The organism is Kocuria sp. KD4 (genome assembly GCF_011769905.1).
Classification (GTDB): Bacteria; Actinomycetota; Actinomycetes; order Actinomycetales; family Micrococcaceae; genus Kocuria; species Kocuria marina.
The window spans coordinates 2,717,216-2,739,823 of the sequence record NZ_CP050449.1 but is presented as its reverse complement, the minus strand read 5'-3'; the positions used below and the strand labels follow the sequence as shown (position 1 = coordinate 2,739,823).

The following is a 22,608-nucleotide window of genomic DNA, read 5'->3' as shown; positions in this document are numbered from 1 at the left end:
CCAGAAATCTCAGACGCGGAGGCTCGTCTCTCGAAGGCGCACAATCCACGCGGACAGGGTTCCGTCGACGGATGCGTCGGCAAGAGCCTCCGGATCCAGATGCTCCGTCTCGTCCACCTTGGAGGAAATGAGGGCGATGGATTCCTCCGGGGAGGCCGTGGCAAGACGTTCAGGATCGGCACAGAACTTTCGCACGCTGGTGCCCAGGGTCTTGAGCGGGTGTTCGTCCCGGAATGGACGGAACGACTGAGCGAACTCCTCCACCGTTTCCTGCACCAGCGGGTCGTCTGTGTCCATGCCCTCGATCTCGCTGAGGCGCGGCAGGAACTTCACAAGTTCAAGATAGGGGGACGTCTCGCTCTCGGCCGGATCCGCCGCCTCCTGCCCCCGCGCCGTGGTCTCGTCCGCACGCAGGGTGATGAACAGCTCCTCAGGATCCAGCTCCAGGTGGGAGAGGGCCTTGCGCATCAGGGAGACCTTTGTCCAGGTGCTCGACGATGCGTTCCAGCCAACGCTGTCGTCCAGGCGGTACACGCCGTTCTCGTCAGGGTCGTAGGCCGCGCCCAGACGGAACCAGTCTGAGGTCCGGGCCCACTGGAGGAACTCGTCCCGGTGCTCCACCAGGAGGATCGTGAAGACCCGGGTCGCCAGGTCTCGCCAGTTGCTCACCGTGGCGTGGTGCTCATTCCACGTGAAGGACACAGCGGCCCTGCCCGTGAAATCGGCATCCGTTCCCAGCGCTTCCCTGGGCAGCTGCGGGCGGGCCGGTTCAAAGTCGCTCTCGGGGTAGATCCAGTAGGAGAGCGCATCTGTGCAGAGACGCCGGGTCCGTGCCGCCAGCTGGTCCTCGCCCCAGCGTTCCGCGCTGCGCATCTCCAGGTTCAACCGGAACGGGGACTCCAGGAATCCGTGCTTCATGGTGCGTTTCGTGGTGTACGAAGAGTTCGAATAGGAGGAGTTGTACCCGGTCACGGTCAGGTTGCCGAGCCGGTTCAACCACTGCTCGTGGATGCGCTGGGCCTCATCACCCAGTTCGTCGTGCCATGCCTGCGTGAGCGTCTGCGGCATGATGTGCTCAATGGTGAGAGACCCGTCCTCAATGCCGTTGGCGATGTCCCTGGTGTCGTTGGAGTTCAGATTCTCCAAGCACTCGAACAGGTACTTCCGACGCTCGCCCTTGAAGTGGTACAGGTTCTTCACCTCAAGACTGCTGAGGAACTCAGCGTCATCGGGGAAGGCTCCGGAGCCGGAGCGCTTCCGCAGGGAGTACCCCAGGACTTCGGCGAAGGAACGATTTTCGGGACGGACGCGCTTCACGTCCCTGTAGACCGTCGCAAATACCTTGTTCAGCGCATTCGTGGGAACTTCTGCAATATAGCGACGGAAAATGTACGACTCCACGGTGCGGATGCACTCGGCAAGATCGAGGTCCGTGATCTCGCCGGTCTCCCGCGACTCGAAGAGGGGCATGAGCAGGGGGAGCACGACATCGGTCTTCAAGAGGTTGAGCCGGCGGAGACGCAGGTCGATTTTTGAGCTTCCGGTGGTGGCGGTGCGGATCTGGCGGTAGTAGGTGGAGTACTTCCGGACCCCGTCCAGAAGCTCAGCGCCTCGAAGCCCCGTCTCGGTGATGTACTTCTTGAAGGACTCGTAGACCTGGTCCTGGCGGGGGATGCGCGAGGTGCGGGTCACGAGGTACCAGCGCAGGAATGCCCCGGTGTCATAGTCGACGTTGACCTCGATGCGGTTCCAGTAGTCGCTGTAGACCCGTTCCTGCTCATGAACGTCAAGGCCCATCAGAACCAGGTTCCGCACTTTGTCCGCTTCGCTCAGAGCCAGCCCCGTGGAGTTGAGCGATTCGAAGATGCGCTGTGCATCGTCGTGCTGCTCCAGGTCCAGATGCATGACCTCGAGGCGCTCTACCGCGGCCCACAGGTCGTCCCCATCGATGGGCAGTCGGGGGATCTGATCCTTGAAGAAACGGTAGTTGGCGGTCACCGAGGACGTGTCGATGTGATCCGAGTCAGACCTGAACAGCAAGGCGTAGGCGTCCGCATCATGCTTGACGGGCTTGAGCTTGAACCGGGGTGTGTCCTGCTGCTCGTTGAGCAGCAGGAAGCTGGTGCGAATCCTGTGGGCGAGTCCTGGATCGCGCGACTCGAGGGTGCCCTCGTCCAGGAGGTCCGCAAGGGCCAGCATGAGCAGACTGACCGTGGTGAGTCGTTGCTGACCGTCGATCACCACCCACCGCCATGAACCCTCCGGCTGGCCCACCACGGCCCCGAAGAAATGCTTGGGCCGGCCTTGCTGGATGACGTTGACGAGGTCTTCCAGCAGCTGCTGGCACTGTTTCAGCCCCCAGTCGTAGTTGCGCTGGTACACGGGGATCACCAGCTGCCGCTCCTGCATCCCGTACACCTTGAGAACTTCAGTCACTTGTCCGCGCATGGGGCAAGTTTACGAGTCGCGGGAGCAGGCGCTGGGGGGGCGCCTCCCAGGGGGCTGAAGCGCCCGGCGGTCACCGGGGCGCGCACAATGGCCCCATGTTCGAGAACTTCGAGACCCACCGCATCCCGGTCCCCGGGGCCACCATCCACGTGAGGACCGGCGGGCGGGGCGAGCCGCTCCTGCTGTTGCACGGCTTCCCGCAGACCCACGCCATGTGGCACCGCCTGGGTCCGGCCCTCGCGCGGGGCCATCGCGTGGTCGTTGCGGACCTGCGCGGCTACGGTGACTCCACGGCGTGCAGTGAGGACTTCAGCTTCCGGGCCATGGCCGCGGACATGGTGGCCGTGATGCGCCACCTGGGCCACGAGTCCTTCCACGTGGTAGCCCACGACCGCGGCGCCCGCACCGCCCACCGCATGACCCTGGACGCCCCGGACGCCGTGCGCTCCGTGGCGCTGCTGGACATCCTCCCCACCCCCACCGTGTGGGAGCTCATGGACGACTGGCTGGCCACCCGGTACTACCACTGGCTGTTTCTGGCCCAGCCGGCACCCATGCCGCAGCGGCTCATCAGCGCCGAGCCCCTCACCTTTCTCTACGCGGCTCTGGAAGGAATGGGTGGCACTCCCGGTTCCCTGGACACGTTCCACCCCGAGGCGCTCGCCGCCTACGAGGCCGCCGCCCAGAACCCGTCCGTGGTGGCCGCGTGGTGCGCGGACTACGCCGCGGCCGCCGGGGTGGACCGGGAGCACGATGACGCCGACCGCGGCACTTCCCGCAACCTCCCCGCCCTGCTGCTCTGGGGCGGCGACGGCGTGGTGGGCGCCCAGACGGATCCGCTGGAGGCGTGGCGGCCGTGGCTGCCGCGGATCACCGGTCGGGCGGTTCCCACCGGGCACTTCATGGTGGAGGAGCGCCCGGACGAGGTGCTGGCGGAGATCCAGGAGCACCTGGCGGCCGCCGCACGGGATTGAGGGGACCACCCATGAAACATGCGAGTGCACCTCCACCGGCGGGAAACCGCGGTTCCCGTGGCGGAAGCGCACTCACCTGTGAGAGTCGTCCCAGCGGCGTCGTCCGCGAGGGCCCGTGTGGGGATCAGCCCGGGTTCATCGCCCGCGGCGCGCCCATGCCCGGATCCACCTGCGTGGGGCCGCTGGCAGAGGGGCGGATGTCCACGTCGAAGATCTCCGTGGGCAGATACACCGTGGCGCACGAGTTGGGGATGTCCACCACCCCGGAGAAGCGACCTTCGATGGGGGCGGCGCCCAGCAGCAGGTACGCCTGTTCCTTGGACCAGCCGAACTTGGCGAGGTAGTCGATCGCGTGCAGGATCGCGCGCTGGTAGGACAGGTGGGAGTCCAGGTAGTGCTGCTCGCCGTCGAGCGTGACAGACGTGCCGGAGAACGCGAGCCACTCCGAGTACACCGGACCGTTGCGCCCGGGCATGAAGATGGCGTTCTCGCTCACGCCGTAGGTGTCCATGCCGCCCTTGATCACGTCCACGTGGATGTCGATGAACCCGCCCATCTCGATGCCGCCGCAGAACGTGATCTCGCCGTCCCCCTGGGAGAAGTGCAGGTCCCCCATGGAGAGGTTCGCCCCGGACACGTACACCGGGTAGAACACGCGCGAGCCCTTGGTGAAGTTCTTGATGTCCTGGTTGCCGCCGTTCTCGCGCGGGGGAGCCGTGCGGGCGCCCTCGCCGGCCACGCGGTCGAAGTCGGTGCCGGTCAGCGAACCCAGGATCGCGGCGTCGGGTTCGGGTGGCAGAGCCAGCGGGGGCACGCGCTGCGGATCGGTGGCGATCAGATCGCCCTCGCGCTTGTTCCACGTTTTCAGCAGCTCGGAGGACGGCGCGGTGCCCATGAGACCGGGGTGGACCATGCCCGTGAACTTCACGCCGGGGATGTGCCGGGACGTGCACTCGCCGCCGCGGAAGTCCCACACGGCCTTGTAGGCGTCCGGGAACTGGTCCACCAGGAAGCTGCCACCGTTCTTCTGCGCGAAGATCCCGGTGTAGCCCCAGCCCTGCCCGGCCATCGGCCCCTCCTCCTGCGGAATGGGCCCCACGTCCAGGATGTCCACGATCAGCAGGTCACCGGGCTCTGCACCCTCGATCCGGAACGGCCCGGACAGTGCATGCACCCGGTTCAGGGGTGCGTCCCGGATGTCGTCCGCGGAGTCGTCGTTCTTGATGGCGCCGTCGAACCACTCGCGGCAGTCAATGCGGTAGCTCTCCCCGCGCTTGAGCGTGGCCACGGGCGGGATGTCCGGGTGCCAGCGGTTGTGGCCGGTCAGCTTCTGCTCGGTGAAGGGCTTGGTGGAATCCAGCGGGAAAATCACTTCTGGCATGGTCCGTGACCTTTCTGGAGAGCCCCGCGGGCGGTTCCCGCGCGGCAGTGCGGGGAAGCTACGGCCGCGGCAGTTTCGCGTGCCGGGGGTCCCGGGTCACGGCCGGGGCCGCGCCGGGGGCGCCGGGCTGGCGGGGCAGGGATCGGACGACGTCTGGCGCGTCAGCCGTGCGGGCAGCGTCGTCAATCACGCGTGCCCGGGCAGAGTTCGCGCGGGACAGGCCCACGGCGGAGAACACGCGCCGTGCGTCCGCGCCGCACGCGGGGCAGACCTGAGAGCGCGGCACTTGGGACATGGCGTGGCGGGCGTCGAACGGCCCGCAGGCCTCGCACCGGAACTCGTAGACGGGCATGGACGCTCCCTTCACGCGTGTGATCCACAATACAACCCGGTCTGAGGAGGGGACAGGCCCGGGCGCTGCCCTGCGGGAGGCCCGACGCACAGGGAGAGGTTCTGCCCCCGACAACGCGATATTCAGGGGCAGAACCTCCCCGCAAACGCGGCGTCCCGCACCGCGCGTGCCTGCCGCGCGCGGGGAGGCGCGCGGGCGACGTCGTGCCCCGCCCCCGCGCGCTCCGGTCAGTTCAGCGGACCCACCGCGGACTCGACCGTGCGTACCAGGCGCCCCGAGGCCACGTACTCCTCGGCCGCCTCGATCTCCGGGGCCATGAAACGGTCCGCGCCGGGCGCGCCCACGCGGCCGTCCAGGTCCGCGATGACCGCCGACGCCGCCGCGCCCGGTTCCAGGGGCGCGCGCAGGGCGATCGCGCGCAGGGAGCTGAGCAGCTCGATGGCGATGACCCGGCGCAGGTTCAGCACGGACTGGCGCAGCTTGCGCGCGGCGTGCCAGCCCATGGACACGTGGTCCTCCTGCATGGCCGAGCTGGGGACGGAGTCCACCGAGGCCGGCACCGCCAGGCGCTTCATGTCCGAGACCAGCCCGGCCTGGGTGTACTGCGCGATCATCAGCCCGGAGTCCGTTCCGGGGTCCTCCGCGAGGAACGGGGGCAGGCCGTTGGAGCGGGCCGGATCCAGCATGCGGTCGGTGCGGCGCTCGGACATGGACGCGAGGTCCGCGATGGGGATGGCCATGAAGTCCAGCACGTAGGCCACGGGGGCGCCGTGGAAGTTGCCGTTGGAGCTGACCGTGCCGTCGTCCAGGACCACGGGGTTGTCCACGGCCGCGGCCAGCTCGTTCTGCGTCACGGAGAGCACGTAGCGGGCGGTGTCCCGGCTGCCGCCGGCCACCTGGGGGGCGCAGCGCAGGGAGTAGGCGTCCTGCACACGGTCGTCGCCCATGCGGTGGGAGGCCACGATGCCCGAGCCCTCCAGCACCTTGAGCATGTTCGCGGCGGCCGCCTGGCCCGGGTGGGGGCGCAGCGGCTCGTGCAGCTCGGGGACGAACACCCGGTCCGTGCCCAGCAGGCCCTCCACGGAGAACGCGGCGGTGATGTCCACGGCGGTGAGCAGGTTCTGCAGGTCCGCCAGCGCCATGATCAGCTGGCCGAGCATGCCGTCCGTGCCGTTGATGAGCGCCAGGCCCTCCTTCTCGGCCAGGGTCACGGGCTCGATGCCGGCCTCGGAGAGCAGCTCGGGCACGGGACGTTCGGTGCCGTCGGGTCCGACGGCGCGGCCCTCGCCCATGAGCACGAGCGCGCAGTGCGCGAGCGGGGCCAGGTCATCCGAGCAGCCCAGCGAGCCGAACTCGTGGACCACCGGGGTGATGCCCGCGTTCAGCACGGCCAGCATGGTCTCCAGGGTCTCCACGCGGATGCCGGTGTGCCCGGAGGCCAGCGTCTTGGCGCGCAGGAACATGAGCGCCCGCACCACCTCGCGCTCCACGGTGGGCCCGGTGCCCGCGGCGTGGGAGCGGACCAGGGACTTCTGCAGCCGGGTGCGCTTCTCCATGGGGATGTGCTTGTTGGCCAGCGCCCCGAAGCCGGTGGAGATCCCGTACGCGGGCACGTCCGACGCCGCCAGCTCGTCGATGTTCCGGCGTACCGTGGCCACGTGCTCGCGGGCCTCGTCGGTCAGCTCCACGCGGGCGTCGTGGCGGGCCACGGCGATCACGTCCGCCACGGTGGCGCCGGAGGTGCCCAGCTGCACGGTGGTGGGGAGGTCGGTGTCGAAGAGGGTCATGGGGAAGGGTCCTTCCGGTCGGTGGTCCGAACCGTCTCGGCGACTCGCGGAGAAAGTAGAGGGGTGGCCTGCGAGTGACCCGGGGTGGATGACCCCGGGCCACTCGGTACGGTTAGACCTCCCGGCGGCCCGCCCGCCACACGCCCCACGTGAGGGGCATGCCGGGGCGGTAGGCCAGGTGCACGGCCTGCGGGGCGTCCAGCACGTGCAGGTCCGCGCGCGTTCCCACCGCGATGTGGCCCACGGCGGGCCGGTCCGGGGTGGAGACGTCACGACGCAGCGCCTTCGCGCCACCGAGCGTCGCCGCACGGATGGCCTCGGGCACCGTGAGCTTCATCTGCAGCACCGCGGTGGCCACGCAGAAGTTCATGGACGTGGTGTAGCTGGTCCCGGGGTTGCAGTTGGACGCGATTGCCACGGTGGCGCCCGCGTCCAGCAGCTCACGGGCCGGCGCCAGCGGCGCCCTGGTGAAGAGGTCGCACGCCGGCAGCACGGTGGCCACGGTGTCCGAGTCGGCCAGCGCCGCCACGTCCTCGTCCGAGAGGAAGTTGCAGTGGTCCACGGACGCCGCCCCCAGCTCCACGGCCAGGGACACCCCCTCGCCGGGGCCGATCTGGTTGCCGTGCACCCGCAGCCCGAGCCCCGCGTCGCGGGAAGCCTCCAGCACGCGGCGGGACTGCTCGGGGTTGAACGCCCCGCGCTCGCAGAACACGTCCGCCCACTGCACGTACGGGGCCACGGCCGCGAGCATGGGCCCGCACACGGTGTCCACGTACTCGTCCGGGTCCGCGCCCTCGGGCACCAGGTGGGCGCCGAGGAACGTGACCTCGTCCGCGGCGTCGGCGGCAATCTTCGCGGCGCGCAGCTCCTGCTCCACGTCCAGGCCGTAGCCCGTCTTCGTCTCCAGGTAGGTGGTGCCGCCGGCCACGGCATCCCGCACGCGCCCCGCCACGAGCCCGCGCAGGGTCTCGTCACTGGCTTCCCGGGTGGCGTTCGTGGTCACGCCGATGCCGCCCGCCGCGTATGCCTCACCGGCCATACGCGGCGAACTCCTCACCGCGGTCCCCGGCGAACACCAGGTGCGTGTGGGAGTCCACCCAGCCGGGCAGCACCGCGCGTCCCTCGACGTCCACGGCACGGTCCGCCGCGGGCGCCTCGGAGGCGCGGCCCACCCAGGCGATCAGCCCGTTCTCGCCGACGACGGCCGCGTCCGTGAGCACGGAGTCCTCGCCCCGCGCGGGGTCCACGGTGTGCAGCTCGCCGATGCCGGTGATGAGCTCGGAGCCGCCGGCGGACGACGCCGCCCGAGGCGCCTGCGCGTCCGGGTGGCCGTCGGCGCGGTGCTCGCGTGCCGCGTCGTCGTCCCGGCCTGCGGGGGCGTGCCCGGTCACTGGTCCGCCTGCCGGGTGGCCGCGAGATCGTCGTGCATGGGGATGCTGACGCCGCGCTCGTCCGCCACCTGGATGGCGCGCTCGTAGCCGGCGTCCGCGTGGCGGATCACGCCCATGCCGGGATCGTTGGTGGGCAGGCGCTCGAGCTTCTGCGCGGCGAGCTCGGTGCCGTCCGCCACGGAGACCTGGCCCGCGTGGATGGACCGGCCGATGCCCACGCCGCCGCCGTGGTGGATGGACACCCAGGTGGCACCGGAGGACGCGGCGGTCAGCGCGTTGAGCAGCGGCCAGTCCGCGATCGCGTCCGAGCCGTCCTTCATGGACTCGGTCTCGCGGTAGGGCGAGGCCACCGAACCGGAGTCCAGGTGGTCGCGGCCGATCGCGATGGGCGCGGAGACCTTGCCCTCGGCCACGAGCTGGTTGAAGAGCAGTCCGGCCCTGTGGCGCTCGCCGTAGCCCAGCCAGCAGATGCGCGCGGGCAGGCCCTCGAACTCCACGTGCTCCTGCGCGGCGTCGATCCACTCGTGCAGATGCTTGTTGTCCGGGAAGAGCTCCTTGATCGCGTTGTCCGTGACCTCGATGTCCTTGGGATCGCCGGAGAGCGCCACCCAGCGGAAGGGACCGAGGCCCTCGCAGAACAGCGGGCGGATGTACGCCGGGACGAAGCCCGGGAACTTGAACGCGCGGGTGTAGCCGGCGTGGCGGGCCTCGTCGCGGATCGAGTTGCCGTAGTCGAAGACCTCGGCGCCCTCGTCCTGGAACTCCACCATGGCCTGGACCTGGGCGGCCATGGCCTCCTGGGCCTTCTTGGTGAAGCCCACGGGATCGGCCTTGGCCTCGGCATCCCACTGCTCCACGGTGAACTCGGTGGGCAGGTAGGACAGGGGATCGTGCGCGGAGGTCTGGTCGGTCACGACGTCCACGGAGATCTCGCCCGCGCGGTGGCGGCGCAGCAGTTCCGGGAACACGTCCGCGGCGTTGCCCACGTACCCCACGGACAGCGCCCGGCGCTCGTTCTTGGCCGCCATGACCTTGGCGAGGGCGGTGTCCAGGTCCGTCTCCACCTCGTCCAGGTAGCGCTTGGACTGGCGGCGCTTGAGGCGCGTCTCGTCCACGTCCACGACGAGGCACGCGCCGCCGTTGAGTGTCACGGCCAGCGGCTGGGCGCCGCCCATGCCGCCGCAGCCGCCGGTGATGGTCAGGGTGCCGGCCAGGGTGGGCTCGGGGATGCGACCCTCCTCGTGCATCTTGCGGGCGATGGCGTCGAACGCCTCCCAGCTGCGGGCCGCGCGGCCGGTTCCGCCGTAGACCACCAGGTCGTCGGGGCGCTCGGCGACCTCCGGGTCCAGGTTGTTCATGAGCATGCGCATGGGGGCTTCGGTCTGCCAGCTCTTGGCGCTGATCTCGGTGCCGCGGGGTGCGCGGACGGGGCGGGCGTTGGGCAGTGCCATGAGGGGTCCTCCAGGTGCGATTCGGTCCTGGGCGTGTGAGGCCGCGGGCGGACAATGAGTCCATGGGACCACGGTCGGTGACGGGAGCCACGGGTTCTGGAGGGGGTTGTGTCTGGGATGCCAGACAGGGGCGACGGGCGTGAACACGTCAGGTGAGAGGCCCGGCTCTCGGCAAGATCCCATACCGGAGTCACGGCCACGTGAGCCCCATGCGTGCGCCGCTGCGCAGGCCATGGGTTCCCACACGGGCATCGAAGCGGTGGTTCGCGAGACGATGGGCACGGAGGTAGCGCGGAGCCACCGAGATGCCGTCACACTGATGCACCGAACCAGGAGGATGCCATGACCACGTACTCGGATGATGATCTTCACGAGCGTCGGGAGTCCATGACGGACATCCTGCCTGGTATTCGTGACCCGCGGGCCGCCTCGAAGCGCGAGCGCCGCGAAACGTTGACGCGCCGTCGTGAACTGGAGCGCGACCCGGTGCAGGGCATGTTCGACCTGGCGCACCTGCACGAGACTCACCGGAGGCTCTACCAGGACGTCTGGGAGTGGGCGGGGCAGATCAGGACCGTGGTCCTCGACGTTCCTGCATCCTTCCCGCATCGGGACCGCGTTTAACGGCATCCACGAGACGCTCCGGGAGTCTGGGCTGCTCAACGACCCGAGCATCTCGGACGAGGACTTCATTGAGCAGTCCTCCACCCTGCTGGCGCAGGTCAACTATGTGCACCCGTTCCGTGAGGGCAACGACCGAACGCAGCGGGCCTACCTGGACCAGATCGCCGCACTGTCAGGACGCACCCTGTCGTGGCGGAACATCGGGCGCATCGAGAACGAGCGGGCCTCCATCCGTGCGTCCAGCGAGGGACCGGGGAGCCGTTCAGGCCGCTCATCGAGGAGGTCCTGAAGCCGCCTCTCGACGAAATGTCCCTGCTGGACGAGGCACTGTGCCGGGCAAGCAACCCCGACGGCCGGTGACACGAAACCGATTCGTGCTGTTGCCCTCCTGCAGCCAGAGACCGGAGGTGACGCCGGCGTACTTGCCGTCCGGCAGCCGGGCAGTGCCGATCATGATTCCGTCTGCGGCGTACACGGCCAACGAGGTCGATGGTCCTGGCTTGCGGGGTGCCGTCTGCGCGGGCCAGGCCTGACGTGCCGTGATGCCGTCGCGGCGCTGCCGGTCTACTCGCTGGGGCCCCTATCTTTTTGGCTGGGATAGTAAGTAGCCTGTTGACGGGCGTCGAGGCGTGCAGCGGTCATTTTCGCGCGTTGCTCCAGGACTGATGTCACGACCTCTCTTGTCGCCCGAACGCGCACCACATATTGGCAAAGGGGTCTCCCCATGTTCTTCCACCAGCAAGCTCTGCAGTATCAAGCCAAGCCGAATGAACCCGACGCCGTCTACGCCCGTAAGCTTCAGGAGGTGATCGGCGGCCAATACGGCGAGATCACCGTGGCCATGCAGTACAGCTTCCAGGCCTGGAACGCCCACATCCCGGGCAAATATCGCGATCTGCTCTTCAGCACGGCGGCCGAGGAGTTCGGGCACGTTGAAATGCTCGCCACCATGGTCGCCCAGCTGCTGGAAAAAGCTCCCTTGGGCATCACGACCGACGCCATCCAGGACGACCCGGCCGTCGCTGCGGTGATCGGCGGCACCGACATCCAGCAGGGCATCGTCGCCGGAGCCGGTGCCCGGCCGGTGGACAGCATGGGCAACCCGTGGTCCGCCTCGTACGTGACCGCCAGTGGCAACCTGCTTGCGGACATGACCTCCAACCTCAACGCGGAGATGCAGGGCCGGATCCAGGTGGCCCGGCTGTACCACATGACCGACGACCCGGGAATCCGGGACCTGCTCTCGTTCCTGCTCGCCCGGGACACGATGCACCAGAACCAGTGGGCGGCGGCCGTGCAGGAGCTGAAGGAGTCGGGACTCGAGGAGATGCCGACGCCGAGCAATTTCCCGCAGAACAAGGAAGCCTCCGAGTTCGCTTACACCACCTTCCAGTTCTCCGACGGCGAGAACCTGGCGGACGGCCCGTGGGCCTCCGGCCCGACGCCGGACGGCAAGTCCGAGTTCAGCTACAGCCCGCAGCCGAACCCCGGTGTGCCGATGCCCCCGGTCACGCACCCCGACGCCCGCTTCTACGGCACCACAGAGTTGCCGAACACGGTCGAGAAGATGGCCGGTTCCGTCCAGGACAAGCTCAACCGCGAATAACGGCGGGGCGGTGTGGTGTGGGGCAGGCACCCGGTCTCTGATCGAGTGCCTGCCCCACGGGCACGCCGCGGGCACTTTTCTGCACCGGAAAGCATTGTCGGCATTCACCAGTCGTGGTCGTGTTGCCGCAGGTGGAGCCGGACATCATGCGGCCGGATGGCTCGGATTGTGAACGGGTCGTCGATACCTCGGTCAGCCAACCGAACCTGCACACCAGGACGCCGCAGTGACCGCGTCGGTCGACACCTCCGCGAAAGGCGTCAGGCCCCGCGCCAACGGAGTTCTTTTCCCACTCTTCCCGGGCAACGAGCGGTTTCGCCGCGGCTCCCACGGGCGCAATGAAACCGTCAACGACGGAAGATCCGGCGCCGGGGTGCGGAACCCCCAGTTCAGCATCTTTGGCCGCTGTAGGCGCGGTATTGCGCGATCCGTGCCTGCTGGCTTTCCTCACCCGCGCTCTGCGGAATGACCCGCCGGTGCGGCCCGTCGACCGGGCCGATCGTCGAAGATCGAGCGGGCAACTAGGTGCTGGTCGGCGCCGCCCCGTGCAACCGCCGCGTCAGCGCCTCCGCCGTCCGTCGCACGTGCCCCACCAGCTCCGCCCGCCGCTCGTCGTCGATCTTGTGCGCGAGAAACGTGAGCGCCACCCCCGCCACCGGCAACCCCCGGTGGTCGTGCGCCGCCACCGCCACGGACGCGAAGTTCGGCGTCACATCCCCCTCCTCCACGGCCCAGCCGCGCTCCCGGGTGCGGGAGAGTTCCGCCCGCAGCTGCGTCGCAAAGCTCCTGGACACCGGCAACCCCGTGGTGGTCCTGGGTGGCGGGCACGACACTGCGTGGGGCAGCTACCTGGGCCGCACCCGCTGCAACCGGCTACGGGGTCAGCGCGTGGGCGTGCTGAACCTGGACGCCCACTTCGACCTGCGCCAGGCGGACGAGCCGTCCTCCGGCACCCCGTTCTTGCAGATGGCCCGCGCGGACCAGCAGGCGGGCCGCACGTTCGACTACACCGTGCTGGGCATCAGCGAACCCAACAACACCGGCGTCCTGTTCCGCACCGCGGACGAGCTGGGCGTGGAGTACCTCACGGACGAGCAGTGCCAACCCCGCCACCTCGAGGCCGTCCTGGAGGTCGTGGACCGTCTCGTCGAGCGCGTGGACGCCATCCACCTGAGTATCGACCTGGACGTCCTCCCCGCCGCCGTGGCGCCCGGCGTGAGCGCCCCGGCCGGATACGGCGTTCCCCTGGAGACCATCCAGGCCGTGTGTCACCGCGTGGCCCGCAGCGGCAAAATGGTGCTCGTGGACGTGGTGGAGCTGCTGCCGCGGATGGACGTGGACGGCCGCACCGCCCGCGCCGCCGCGCGCCTCATCACCACCCTGGCCCACGACGCACTGAGCACCCCGCTGACCGGCCCCGCCGGGAACACCACAGGAGGGCGCCATGAGTAGTCCCGCATCCCCGCCGCCCGCACCGCAGCAGGGCGGGGCGGGCCACCCCACGCTGTCCCGCGGGCTGAACATGCGCCACATCCAGTTCATCGCGCTGGGCTCGGCGATCGGCACCGGGCTGTTCTACGGCTCGGCCACCGCCATCCAGGCGGCCGGACCCTCCGTGATCCTGGCGTACCTGATCGCCGGAGCGGTGGTCTACATGGTCATGCGGGCCCTGGGTGAGATGGCCGTGCGCCACCCCGTCCCTGGTTCTTTCGGCCAGTACGCGGCGCGCTACCTGGGCCCGTTCGCGGGCTTCGTCACGGGCTGGACGTTCGTGTTCGAGATGATCGTGGTGGCCATCGCGGACGTCACCGCGTTCGGCGTGTACATGGGCTTCTGGTTCCCGGACACGCCCCGCTGGATCTGGGTCACGGCCGTCATCCTGTTCATTGCCGCGATCAACACCCGCAACGTGAAGATCTTCGGCGCGATGGAGTTCTGGCTGACCATCATCAAGGTGGGTGCCATCCTGGCGATGATCGGCGGCGGCATCGTGCTCATGGTCCTCGGCGTCTCCTACGCCCCGGGCGAGCCCGTGGGGCTGTAGAACCTGGTGGACCACGGAGGCTTCATGCCCAACGGCCTGGGTGGTCTGCTGGCCGCGCTGTCCGTGGTGGTCTTCGCGTTCGGCGGCATCGAGACCATCGGCATCACCGCGGGTGAGGCCGGCGATCCGGCCCGCTCCATCCCCAAGGCCGTCAACGCCGTGCCCGCCCGCATCCTGCTGTTCTACGTGGGCACCATGGTGGTGCTGATGTCCCTGGTCCCGTGGACCGAGATCACCGGCGAGGCCAGCCCGTTCGTGCAGATCTTCTCCGCCCTGGGTATTCCCGCGGCGGCATCCATCCTCAACGTGGTGATCCCCGAGGACGTGTTCCTGGTGATCGCCTCGATCGCCACGTTCGCCACCGTGTAGGTGTGGCTCATGATCCTGCTCTCGCACATCGCCATGTGCCGCGAGATCGAGCGCAAGAACCGCCCCGAGTCCGCGTTCGAGGTCCCGTTCTGGCCCGTGGCCTCGTGGGCCGCGACCGTCGGCATCCTGTTCGTGATCGTGCTGCTCGGCTGGTTCCCGGACACCCGAGTGGCACTGATCGTGGGCGTCGTGTGGCTCGTGCTCCTGGGTGTGGGCTACCTGCTGTTCGTCAAGGGCGGCGGCCGCAACCGCCCCGACCTGGACGACCACACCGCGCTGATCACCCTGCCCCGCAGCTGATCCCCGCCTGCTGAGAGCCCCGGCCCGTCCGCGAGCCGGGGCTCTCCCGTGCCCGGACGACGACGCCGCACGGCCGGGTCCGCGCGCCCCGTCACGCGCCGCGCCGGGTCACGGGTTCGTCCTCGCGGGGCCGTGCAGCCTGCTGAACGGGGCGCGGCCGCCGTCCGCTCCAGCGCCTGCCCGTGGCGCGCTGGCGCCGCTCCGTGCTCCCTGAGCAGGCCACCCGGGGCACGGCGGCGTCGCGCCCCGGCGGGCTACCGGGCGGACTCCGGGGAGGCGGGGGCAGCGGCATCGTGCGCGGGTGCGTGCGCGGTGCCCACGCCCGCGGCCACGAGGGCGACGATCTCCCGCATTCGCTCGAGCACCAGGCGCAGCTCGGCGCGGCCCTGGCGGGCGCGGTTGAGCTCTGCGAGCCCACTGGTCACGATCATCCGTGCGCCCACATCCAGAGGCGTAGTGCCGGCGTGCGCGGCGGAGCGGCAGCCCGCGAGCATCCGCGCGATGTGGATCTCGAGCCTCTCCACCAGCACCAGCACCTCGCGGCGGTGGGGGAGGTCCTCGCCGAAGAGAATCTCCCGCGCGATCCACACGGTGGTCTCTGGCCAGTGCACGGCCATGTCGAAGACCGGGGCGAGTGAGTCCATGATGGCGTCCACCACCGCAGCGGGGGAGCGGTGGCCGGGGTCGGGGGTGGCGTCCAGGGTGTCGTTGATGTGGTCCGCCCAGATGTTCTCGGTGACCATCATCAGCAGCTCCGCCTTGGTGGCGGCGTACTGGAACACGGTGCCCACGGCCACGTCCGCGCGAGAGGCGACCTCGCTCATGGACATCTGCGCGTAGCCCTTCTCGCTCATGAGCGAGCGGGCGGCGGCCAGGATGCGGGCGCGTTTCTGCGCCTTGGCGATCTCGCGGCGCCCGGGGCCGCGCGGGCTCACGCGGGCGGCCACGTGTTCCAGGGGGCGTGCTCTGCGGCGGGGCGTCGGGTTCTGAATCTTGTCCACCAGATAATTGTATTGTACTCAAAATTGAGTATGCTCAATTATGAACGTAGGGAGCGCCAAGGTGACGCCCCCTACGGAAGGAGGAACGACATGCAGTTCACAGCAGGCAACTACGAGGCCTTCATGCGGCCCCGCCCGGCGGAGCACGCACAGGACACCCGCGCGTGGATCGTGGGATCCGGTCTCGCCGGACTCGCGGCGGCAGTGTTCTTGGTCCGGGACGCCGGCGTGCCCGGCGAGAACGTGACTGTGGTGGAGAAGGGCCGGCTGCCCGGCGGTGCCCTGGATGGGTTGGACGTCCCCGAGAAGGGGTTCGTGATCCGTGGCGGCCGTGAGCTCGAGAACCACATGGAGTGCCTGTGGGACATGATGCGCTCCGTGCCGTCCCTGGAGATCGAGGACGCGTCCGTGCTGGACGAGTTCGCGTGGCTCAACCGGGACGACCCCAACTACTCCCTGCGCCGCGCCACCGTGAAGCAGGGCCAGGACGCGGGCCACGAGGGCAAGTTCGACCTCCCGCAGCGCGCCCAGAAGGACCTCCTGCACATCTTCCTGGCCACGCGTGAGGAGATGGAGGGCAAGCAGATCCAGGAAGTCATGAGCAAGGAGTTCCTGGCTTCCCCGTTCTGGATGTACTGGCGCACCATGTTCGCGTTCGAGGAGTGGCACTCCGCGCTGGAGTTCAAGCTCTACCTTCACCGCTTCGTGCACCACATCGGCGGGCTGCCGGACTTCTCCGCGCTGAAGTTCACCAAGTACAACCAGTACGAGTCCTTCGTGCTGCCCCTGATCTCCTACCTCACCGAGCGCGGTGTCACCTTCCAGTACGACACCGATGTCCGCGACATCGACTTCGCCCACCGCAACGGCGAGATCCGTGCCACCGCGATCCACTGGGTGCGCGAGGGCTCCACTGAGACCCAGGAACTGGGTGAGCACGACCTCGTGTTCACCACCATCGGATCCCTCGTGGACAACTCGAACGACGGCGACCACGCCACGGCCGCCACGCTAGACCGCGGCCCCGCCTCGGCCTGGGACCTGTGGAAGCGGATCGCCGCCAAGGACCCGTCGTTCGGGCGCCCCGAGGTGTTCTGCTCATCGATCGACGAGACCAAGTGGGAGTCCGCCACCGTCACCACCTTGGACGAGCGGATCCCCGAGTACATCCGCAAGATCGCGCAGCGGGACCCGTTCAGTGGCCGGGTGGTCACGGGCGGGATCGTCACGGCGGAGGACTCCTCATGGCTGCTCAGCTGGACCGTGAACCGCCAGCCGCACTTCAAGAAGCAGCCGAAGGACCAGGTGGTGGTGTGGGTCTACTCGCTGTTCGTGGACACTCCCGGTGACTTCGTGAAGAAGACCATGGCCGAGTGCACGGGCGAGGAGATCACCCAGGAGTGGCTCTACCACATGGGCGTTCCCGTGGAGGAGATCCCGGAGCTCGCGGCCACCGGTGCCAAGACGGTTCCCGTGATGATGCCGTACGTGACCAGCTTCTTCATGCCCCGCCAGGCGGGGGACCGCCCCCGGGTGGTGCCCGAGGGTGCCCGCAACTTCGCGTTCATCGGCCAGTTCGCCGAGACCGGCCGCGACTGCATCTTCACCACCGAGTACTCGGTGCGCACCGGCATGGAGGCCGTGTACCAGCTCATGGGCGTGGAGCGCGGAGTTCCCGAGACGTGGGGCAGCACCTACGACGTGCGGGTGCTGCTCGAGGGCCTCACCCGGCTGCGGGACGGCGAGAAGGTCCGGGTCCCCGGGCCGGAACCGCTGCGCAAGCGGCTGCGTCGTCGTCTGGAGAACGGCGAGGTGGGAGAGCTTCTCGAGGAGTACGGCGTGCTGTGATCCTCAGCGCGGGCTGAGCGACCCTGCACGGGTGCACCCGAAAGCCGTCACAGTACGTGGCACAGATTCTGGGCCAGCATGTGCAGGGTCTTCGTGTCCCTGGGGGACATGTCCAGCTCGTCCAGCAGCTCGCGCTGCATCCCCGCGGCCGGTTCCTGCAGGGCACGCCCGGCGTCCGTGAGAGAGATGACCACCGAGCGTTCGTCCTGCTCGCTGCGGCGGCGGGTCACGAAGCCCGCCGCCTCCACGCGGCGCAGCAGCGGGGAGAGGGTGCCGCTGTCCAGGGCGAGGGTCTCGCCCAGCTGGCGGACCGAGCGGTGGTCCTGCTCCCATAGCACGAGCATCACCAGGTACTGCGGGTAAGTCAGCCCGATGGCCTTGAGAGGTTCACGGTACGCGCTGGTCACCTTGCGCGAGGCGGTGTACAGCGCGAAGCACAGCTGCGTGTCCAGGCGGAACTCGGGATCCATGCCCACCATGGTACGGGAGGCGCCCCCCACGGCGGGGTTGTGGAACAACGAGGACACGTCGGGTATGGCTATGGCCCCGTTCACAGGGTGTTCGCATCCTTCCGCTCTGCCCTTCCCCCAACAGCACGGAGACCCCGGTGCCGGAGCGTGACCACGACCGTACGTCCACACCGGCCGGAGGATCCTCGGTGACCGCAGCCACCGCCGCGCTGGCTGCTCCGGTCTTCTGGTGGCACCGATGATGGCGGTCATGCTCACCGGTCAGCGGATCATGCTGATCATCACCCAGTGGCTGGTCATCCCGGTGCTCGTCTTCGCGCTCAACCACTCCCCGGCCATCTCCCAGTTCTCCGTGGCCATGAAACACGAGTACGGCTCCCGTGCGAGCGGGCCTCCGCGGCGGCGTTCATCTTCCTCACGGGTTGGATCGCGGCCGTGGCCACCCCGAGCATCCTCTCGCTCATCGAGTCCCTGGCCGGGCCCATGATCGCCGTGATCCTCTACCTCATGCCCATGTACGCCATCCGCAGGCTCCCCGGGCTGGAGCCCTACCGCGGGAAGATCTCCAACGTGTTCGTCACCGTGGCCGGCATCGTGGCCGTGAGCGGGATCGTCTACGGGCTGCTGCCCTGAGTCCCCGCCCCGGCAGGCTCCCACGCCCGGGCGGCGACGCCTGACCCGTGGACGACGCCGCTCCACACGGCCCCGCGCCCCGGCGCACGGGTGCCGGGGAACCGGCGGTGCGGCGGGGTCGTCCGCGGCGGGACCTGCGGGATCACTCGTTCGACGGAATTACTGGCCCGGGACGCCGCCGGGACCGCCCGCGCCGCCCGGTGCTGCGGCGGCCGTGGGCTCGGTGCTCGTGTCGATGGGGACGTCGATCGTCACCGTGTACCCCTTGGCCACGCTGCCCGAGACCTTCGGCATCTGCATGTCCACCCCGTCCGAGAAGACGTTGTCCGTCTCCAGGGTGACCTGGGACATGTTCGTGGCGGAGTCCGGGTAGCGGGAGTCCTTGTAGACCGTGTTGGCCATCTCCTCCGACAGCGCGATCTGCGAGGTCAGCACCGCGTTGGTGGCGTCCGTGATCGAGCCGATGTCCGGGAAGACCTCGAAGTGGATATGCGGCCAGCGTCCCGCGTAGCAGCCGGGCACCACGGACGTGAACGTCACGGTGCCGTCCTTGCCCACCACCTGGACGCCGCGCAGGTACGTCTCGTCCTCCACGCCCTCCGAGTACATGGAGTAGTTGCCGTCCGGGTCGCAGTGCCACACGTACACGGCCGCGCCCGTCATGGGACCGTTGTCCTTGACCATGTCCACGATGTTCATCGTCAGGGTCATGGCTACGCCGTCCACCGCGGCGCCGCCGTCGATGCTCGCGGTGATGTTGCTGCGCTCCACCCCGGAGACGTCCAGCGCGTCCGCACCGTTGGAGCCGTCACCGGGGTAGGGCCCAGCGGTCTCCTGCGGCATCTCCTCGTCGTAGGTCTTGGAGGGCGATGGCGTGGCGCTCGCGGTCTCGGACGCCGATGCCGTCGCGGAGGCGGAACTGGACGAGCTCGACGTCGTGGTACCCGTGCACGCCGCCAGTGCGAAGACGCTCGCGCCGGCCCCGAAGATGCCGAGCGCGCGGCGGCGGTCGATCAGCGTTCCGAGGTCGAAAGCGAGGCCCTGGTCCTCCACGTCCTCGTGGGGACGGTCCAGGACCCGTCCCTCGAACGTGCCGGCTGCGGGTGCGGAGAGGGCACCGGAGGCGTCGTGACCCTCATCGCGGGGGTGGCCGGTGTCAGGGCCGCCGGTGTCGCGGTGCCCGGGGTGGTGGCGGCCCGCGTGGTCGCGGTCGGTGCTCTGCGACTGCATGGCGCAGGTCTCGGAGGTGGCCGGGTAGGTGCGGATGCCGCGGCGTCGACGGATCGGGTTCATTACATGCTCCTTCGGAAGGCGCTCAGTGGCGCGTCGAAACCCCGACGCTACGGAGCCGGGCTGGATCCACGGTCCGACCGGCCTGTGCTGCGCGTGGGGTGTGCTTGTGCCGGGGCTGTGGATTGACGGGGAGCAGGCTCCGGGCCCCGCGCAGTGCCGGACGGCCGGGGAGGCCGTGCGTGACGTCGTCCGCAAAACCGGTGCGGACCGCGTGCCGTGGGACCGGCGCTACGGCGGGCTGTTGCCGTAGGCCCGACGCTCAGGGCGATCGTGGTGCGCAGCAGCCCCAGGGCCGGCGCGGCCAGTGCCACGATCAGCCACACGGCGCCGCGGGGTGCGAGGGAGTCAGACGTGTTGCGCACGGCGCCGATGCCACACAGGCCGGTGCCCGGTCCCTTCTCACCGGTGGATGTGCCAGGCTGACAGGTGTCCCTTGACCGGCCTGAAATCCGGCACGTCCCACGCACGTCCCATCGAGGAGTTCGCATGACCACCGTGGTGCTGTTCCGCGACGACCTGCGGGTCACCGACCACCCCGCCCTGCACGAGGCGGTGTCCCACGGTGAGCCTGTGGTGTGCCTCTACGTGCTGGACGAGGAATCCCCGGGCATCCGGCCCCTCGGGGGTGCAGCGAAGTGGTGGCTGCATCACTCCCTCACGTCGCTGGCGGCGGATCTCGCCGTCCTGGGGACGCCCCTGACACTGCGGCGAGGGGCGGCGGGGGAGGTCGTGCGCGACGTCGTCCGCGAAACCGGTGCGGACCGTGTGCTGTGGAACCGGCGCTACGGCGGGCCCGAGCGCGCGGTGGACGCCGGGCTCAAGGACTGGGCCGGGGAGAACGGGGTGGAGGCGCACTCCTACGCCGGGAACCTGATGTTCGAACCGTGGGCCATCACCACGCAGGCCGGTGACCCCTACCGGGTGTTCACCCCGTTCTGGCGCGCGTGCACGAGCGGGCCGCCGCCGCGTGAACCGTATCCGGCGCCGTCGTCCGTGGTGCCCGCCGAGCTCACCCCTGCCTCCGACGCCCTCGAGGACTGGGGGCTCCTACCTACCGCGCCGGACTGGTCGGCAGGGCTGGCCCGCACGTGGACCGTGGGCGAGTGCGCGGCCCACGATCGCCTCGACGACTTCCTCGACGAGCGCCTGCCCACCTATACGCAGCACCGGGACGTCCCGGCAAAACCGGCGACGTCGGGCCTGTCTCCGCACCTGCGCTGGGGGGAGATCAGCCCGCACACCGTGTGGTACAGGGCGCTGTCCGGCGCGGAGAACCCGGGGAAGTTCCTCACCGAACTGGGATGGCGGGAGTACGCCTGGTACAACCTCTACATCCACCCGGACATGGCCACCCGCCCCATCAACCCCAAATTCGAGCGCTTCCCATGGCCTCCCCTGGACGACGACGCGCTCGCCGCGTGGCAGCGCGGGCGCACGGGGATCCCCCTGGTGGACGCGGGCATGCACGAACTATGGGAGACCGGGACCATGCAGAACCGGGTGCGCATGGTGACCGCGTCTCTATTGGCCAAGAACCTGCTGATCGACTGGCGGCTGGGGGAGCAGTGGTTCTGGAACACTCTCGTGGATGCGGACCCCGCCTCGAACCCTCACAACTGGCAGTGGGTGGCCGGTTCCGGGACCGACGCCGCGCCCTACTTCCGGATCTTCAACCCAGAGACCCAGCAGAAGAAGTTCGACCCGGACTTCGTGTACGTGGACCGCTGGAACGGGCGGCAGGAGGGCGTGGAATCCATCGTGGACCTCAAGGCTTCCCGCGCCCACGCCCTGGAGCTGTTCAAGACCCTGTGAACCTCGCACGCTCCGCGCCTACGCTGGCCCCATGAAGATCGCCGTGCTGGGTGCCAGCGGGAGTTTCGGGTCCGACGTCGCCGACCTCCTCGAGGCCGACGGCCACATCGTGGTGCGGGCGAGCCGCCGCACGGGGGTGGACGTCGTGGCCGGTCGGGGGTTGTTGCAGGCCTTGGCGGGTGTGGACGTGGTCGTTGACGCTTTGCACATCAATACGTTCGGTGCCCGCAAGTCCGTCCCGTTCTTCACGCGGGCCGCGTCCCAGACCGTTAAGGCGGCGCGTGAGCAGGGCGTGGGCCGGATCGTGTGCCTGTCCATCGCGGGTGCCGTGGATCCGCGGGTCAACGGCGGTTTCGGCTACTACAAGGGCAAGGCCGCGCAGGAAAGCGTGTACCAGCAGGCGGGGATCCCCTCCACCACGGTGCGCTCGACCCAGTGGTTCGATTTCATTCCCGCAACCACCGGCCTGGTCGCCCGCGGCCCGGTGGCCCTGGTGCCCACCCTTCTCATGGCGCCCGCGCGGCGCGAGGAGGTCGCACGGTTCGTCACCGAGGTCGCCACCACCCATCGCGAGGCACGTCACGAGATCCTCGCGGTGCGCGGCCCGGAGGTGGACACCATGGCGAACTTCGCGCGCCGCATCCTCGCGGCCGGCGGTGACCTCGCGGGCCGCACGCCCAGTGTGCTGAAGGAAGCGCCGCTGCTCGGCCGGGCGATCGCCCACGGTGGCCTGATCCCACAGGACGCGTTCGTCACCTCGCAGCGCTTCGACGAGTGGTTGCGGACGGAGCACTGAGAGGCGGCACCGCAGCGGCCCGTCGTGT

General features: G+C 69.2%; 18 protein-coding genes and 2 pseudogenes. 10 read left to right on the top strand and 10 right to left on the bottom strand.

Going from position 1 to position 22,608, the window contains the following annotated elements; genetic code table 11:
• Nucleotides 1-9: 9 nt before the first annotated feature.
• The gene (locus tag HBK84_RS12260; protein ID WP_167319037.1) at nucleotides 10-2,448 is read right to left on the bottom strand and encodes a DUF262 domain-containing protein; all 2,439 of its coding nucleotides are present in this window, start codon (nucleotides 2,446-2,448) and stop codon (nucleotides 10-12) included.
• A gap of 95 nt (nucleotides 2,449-2,543) precedes the next feature.
• On the opposite strand from HBK84_RS12260, the gene HBK84_RS12255 reads away from it, so the two are divergent.
• On the top strand, nucleotides 2,544-3,422 hold the full coding sequence (locus tag HBK84_RS12255; RefSeq protein WP_167319036.1) for an alpha/beta fold hydrolase: 879 nt from the start codon (nucleotides 2,544-2,546) through the stop codon (nucleotides 3,420-3,422).
• A 124-nt stretch (nucleotides 3,423-3,546) separates the two neighbouring features.
• Here HBK84_RS12255 and fmdA read toward each other — a convergent pair whose 3' ends face one another.
• The 5 genes and pseudogenes from fmdA to HBK84_RS12230 all read right to left on the bottom strand — a co-directional run bounded on the left by fmdA (nucleotide 3,547) and on the right by HBK84_RS12230 (nucleotide 9,784).
• Nucleotides 3,547-4,803 carry a formamidase gene (fmdA, locus tag HBK84_RS12250; protein WP_167319035.1) on the bottom strand — a complete coding sequence of 419 codons (1,257 nt, stop codon included), beginning with the start codon at nucleotides 4,801-4,803 and terminating at the stop codon, nucleotides 3,547-3,549.
• Nucleotides 4,804-4,861: 58 nt separating this feature from the next.
• Nucleotides 4,862-5,155 (bottom strand): FmdB family zinc ribbon protein, encoded by a 294-nt coding sequence (locus HBK84_RS12245; RefSeq protein WP_167319034.1) that lies wholly within the window; start codon nucleotides 5,153-5,155, stop codon nucleotides 4,862-4,864.
• A 227-nt stretch (nucleotides 5,156-5,382) separates the two neighbouring features.
• Nucleotides 5,383-6,942 (bottom strand): histidine ammonia-lyase, encoded by a 1,560-nt coding sequence (gene hutH, locus HBK84_RS12240; protein ID WP_167319033.1) that lies wholly within the window; start codon nucleotides 6,940-6,942, stop codon nucleotides 5,383-5,385.
• 112 nt (nucleotides 6,943-7,054) lie between these two features.
• A pseudogene (gene hutI / locus HBK84_RS12235) lies at nucleotides 7,055-8,216 on the bottom strand (imidazolonepropionase).
• Between the two features lie 113 nt (nucleotides 8,217-8,329).
• Complete coding sequence (locus tag HBK84_RS12230) at nucleotides 8,330-9,784, bottom strand: urocanate hydratase (protein WP_167319032.1); 1,455 nt, start codon at nucleotides 9,782-9,784, stop codon at nucleotides 8,330-8,332.
• Nucleotides 9,785-10,126: 342 nt separating this feature from the next.
• Between HBK84_RS12230 and HBK84_RS12980 the strand changes: the two genes are divergently transcribed.
• The 3 genes from HBK84_RS12980 to HBK84_RS12220 all read left to right on the top strand — a co-directional run bounded on the left by HBK84_RS12980 (nucleotide 10,127) and on the right by HBK84_RS12220 (nucleotide 12,014).
• A complete protein-coding gene (locus HBK84_RS12980) occupies nucleotides 10,127-10,408 on the top strand; it encodes a hypothetical protein (protein WP_240919014.1) in 282 nt (93 codons plus the stop codon).
• A complete protein-coding gene (locus tag HBK84_RS13175) occupies nucleotides 10,377-10,697 on the top strand; it encodes a Fic family protein (protein ID WP_368844624.1) in 321 nt (106 codons plus the stop codon). Before HBK84_RS12980 ends, HBK84_RS13175 begins: the two co-directional genes overlap by 32 nt.
• 435 nt (nucleotides 10,698-11,132) lie before the next feature.
• Nucleotides 11,133-12,014 carry a manganese catalase family protein gene (locus tag HBK84_RS12220; protein ID WP_085106889.1) on the top strand — a complete coding sequence of 294 codons (882 nt, stop codon included), beginning with the start codon at nucleotides 11,133-11,135 and terminating at the stop codon, nucleotides 12,012-12,014.
• 521 nt (nucleotides 12,015-12,535) lie between these two features.
• Here the strand turns inward: HBK84_RS12220 and HBK84_RS12215 are convergent.
• Nucleotides 12,536-12,742, bottom strand: coding sequence for an IclR family transcriptional regulator C-terminal domain-containing protein (locus tag HBK84_RS12215; RefSeq protein WP_240919013.1), 207 nt, complete (start codon nucleotides 12,740-12,742; stop codon nucleotides 12,536-12,538).
• Here HBK84_RS12215 and HBK84_RS12210 point away from each other — a divergent pair.
• Together HBK84_RS12210 and HBK84_RS12205 are read left to right on the top strand one after the other, a co-directional pair.
• Nucleotides 12,651-13,466, top strand: a complete 816-nt coding sequence (locus HBK84_RS12210; protein WP_240919012.1) for an arginase family protein — start codon at nucleotides 12,651-12,653, stop codon at nucleotides 13,464-13,466. The genes HBK84_RS12215 and HBK84_RS12210 overlap by 92 nt on opposite strands.
• Nucleotides 13,459-14,727 (top strand): annotated as a pseudogene (locus HBK84_RS12205) (amino acid permease). The gene HBK84_RS12210 and the pseudogene HBK84_RS12205 overlap by 8 nt, the downstream one beginning before the upstream one ends.
• A 254-nt stretch (nucleotides 14,728-14,981) precedes the next feature.
• Here the strand turns inward: HBK84_RS12205 and HBK84_RS12200 are convergent.
• The gene (locus tag HBK84_RS12200) at nucleotides 14,982-15,728 is read right to left on the bottom strand and encodes a TetR/AcrR family transcriptional regulator (RefSeq protein ID WP_240919011.1); all 747 of its coding nucleotides are present in this window, start codon (nucleotides 15,726-15,728) and stop codon (nucleotides 14,982-14,984) included.
• Between the two features lie 90 nt (nucleotides 15,729-15,818).
• Here HBK84_RS12200 and HBK84_RS12195 point away from each other — a divergent pair, with 90 nt between their 5' ends.
• The gene (locus HBK84_RS12195; protein WP_167319030.1) at nucleotides 15,819-17,576 is read left to right on the top strand and encodes an oleate hydratase; all 1,758 of its coding nucleotides are present in this window, start codon (nucleotides 15,819-15,821) and stop codon (nucleotides 17,574-17,576) included.
• A 47-nt stretch (nucleotides 17,577-17,623) separates the two neighbouring features.
• On the opposite strand, the gene HBK84_RS12190 is transcribed toward HBK84_RS12195, so the two are convergent.
• Nucleotides 17,624-18,055, bottom strand: coding sequence for a MarR family winged helix-turn-helix transcriptional regulator (locus HBK84_RS12190; protein ID WP_167319222.1), 432 nt, complete (start codon nucleotides 18,053-18,055; stop codon nucleotides 17,624-17,626).
• 426 nt (nucleotides 18,056-18,481) lie between these two features.
• Here HBK84_RS12190 and HBK84_RS12975 point away from each other — a divergent pair, with 426 nt between their 5' ends.
• Complete coding sequence (locus tag HBK84_RS12975) at nucleotides 18,482-18,679, top strand: hypothetical protein (protein WP_240919010.1); 198 nt, start codon at nucleotides 18,482-18,484, stop codon at nucleotides 18,677-18,679.
• Between the two features lie 159 nt (nucleotides 18,680-18,838).
• Here HBK84_RS12975 and HBK84_RS12180 read toward each other — a convergent pair whose 3' ends face one another.
• Nucleotides 18,839-19,972: a 3,4-dioxygenase subunit beta gene (locus HBK84_RS12180; RefSeq protein ID WP_240919009.1), complete on the bottom strand. Its 1,134-nt coding sequence runs from the start codon at nucleotides 19,970-19,972 to the stop codon at nucleotides 18,839-18,841.
• 486 nt (nucleotides 19,973-20,458) lie between these two features.
• Here HBK84_RS12180 and HBK84_RS12175 point away from each other — a divergent pair, with 486 nt between their 5' ends.
• On the top strand, nucleotides 20,459-21,784 hold the full coding sequence (locus HBK84_RS12175; RefSeq protein ID WP_167319029.1) for a deoxyribodipyrimidine photo-lyase: 1,326 nt from the start codon (nucleotides 20,459-20,461) through the stop codon (nucleotides 21,782-21,784).
• Nucleotides 21,785-21,815: 31 nt separating this feature from the next.
• Complete coding sequence (locus HBK84_RS12170; RefSeq protein WP_167319028.1) at nucleotides 21,816-22,580, top strand: SDR family oxidoreductase; 765 nt, start codon at nucleotides 21,816-21,818, stop codon at nucleotides 22,578-22,580.
• Nucleotides 22,581-22,608 lie beyond the last annotated feature (28 nt).

What these genes read in the sequence shown, in the direction of transcription:
- HBK84_RS12260 (WP_167319037.1), bottom strand. Translation starts at nt 2,448, where the DNA reads ATGCGCGGACAAGTGACTGAAGTTCTCAAGGTGTACGGGATGCAGGAG.
- HBK84_RS12255 (WP_167319036.1), top strand. Translation starts at nt 2,544, where the DNA reads ATGTTCGAGAACTTCGAGACCCACCGCATCCCGGTCCCCGGGGCCACC.
- fmdA (WP_167319035.1), bottom strand. Translation starts at nt 4,803, where the DNA reads ATGCCAGAAGTGATTTTCCCGCTGGATTCCACCAAGCCCTTCACCGAG.
- HBK84_RS12245 (WP_167319034.1), bottom strand. Translation starts at nt 5,155, where the DNA reads ATGCCCGTCTACGAGTTCCGGTGCGAGGCCTGCGGGCCGTTCGACGCC.
- hutH (WP_167319033.1), bottom strand. Translation starts at nt 6,942, where the DNA reads ATGACCCTCTTCGACACCGACCTCCCCACCACCGTGCAGCTGGGCACC.
- HBK84_RS12230 (WP_167319032.1), bottom strand. Translation starts at nt 9,784, where the DNA reads ATGGCACTGCCCAACGCCCGCCCCGTCCGCGCACCCCGCGGCACCGAG.
- HBK84_RS12980 (WP_240919014.1), top strand. Translation starts at nt 10,127, where the DNA reads ATGACCACGTACTCGGATGATGATCTTCACGAGCGTCGGGAGTCCATG.
- HBK84_RS12220 (WP_085106889.1), top strand. Translation starts at nt 11,133, where the DNA reads ATGTTCTTCCACCAGCAAGCTCTGCAGTATCAAGCCAAGCCGAATGAA.
- HBK84_RS12195 (WP_167319030.1), top strand. Translation starts at nt 15,819, where the DNA reads ATGCAGTTCACAGCAGGCAACTACGAGGCCTTCATGCGGCCCCGCCCG.
- HBK84_RS12190 (WP_167319222.1), bottom strand. Translation starts at nt 18,055, where the DNA reads ATGGTGGGCATGGATCCCGAGTTCCGCCTGGACACGCAGCTGTGCTTC.
- HBK84_RS12180 (WP_240919009.1), bottom strand. Translation starts at nt 19,972, where the DNA reads ATGAACCCGATCCGTCGACGCCGCGGCATCCGCACCTACCCGGCCACC.
- HBK84_RS12175 (WP_167319029.1), top strand. Translation starts at nt 20,459, where the DNA reads ATGACCACCGTGGTGCTGTTCCGCGACGACCTGCGGGTCACCGACCAC.
- HBK84_RS12170 (WP_167319028.1), top strand. Translation starts at nt 21,816, where the DNA reads ATGAAGATCGCCGTGCTGGGTGCCAGCGGGAGTTTCGGGTCCGACGTC.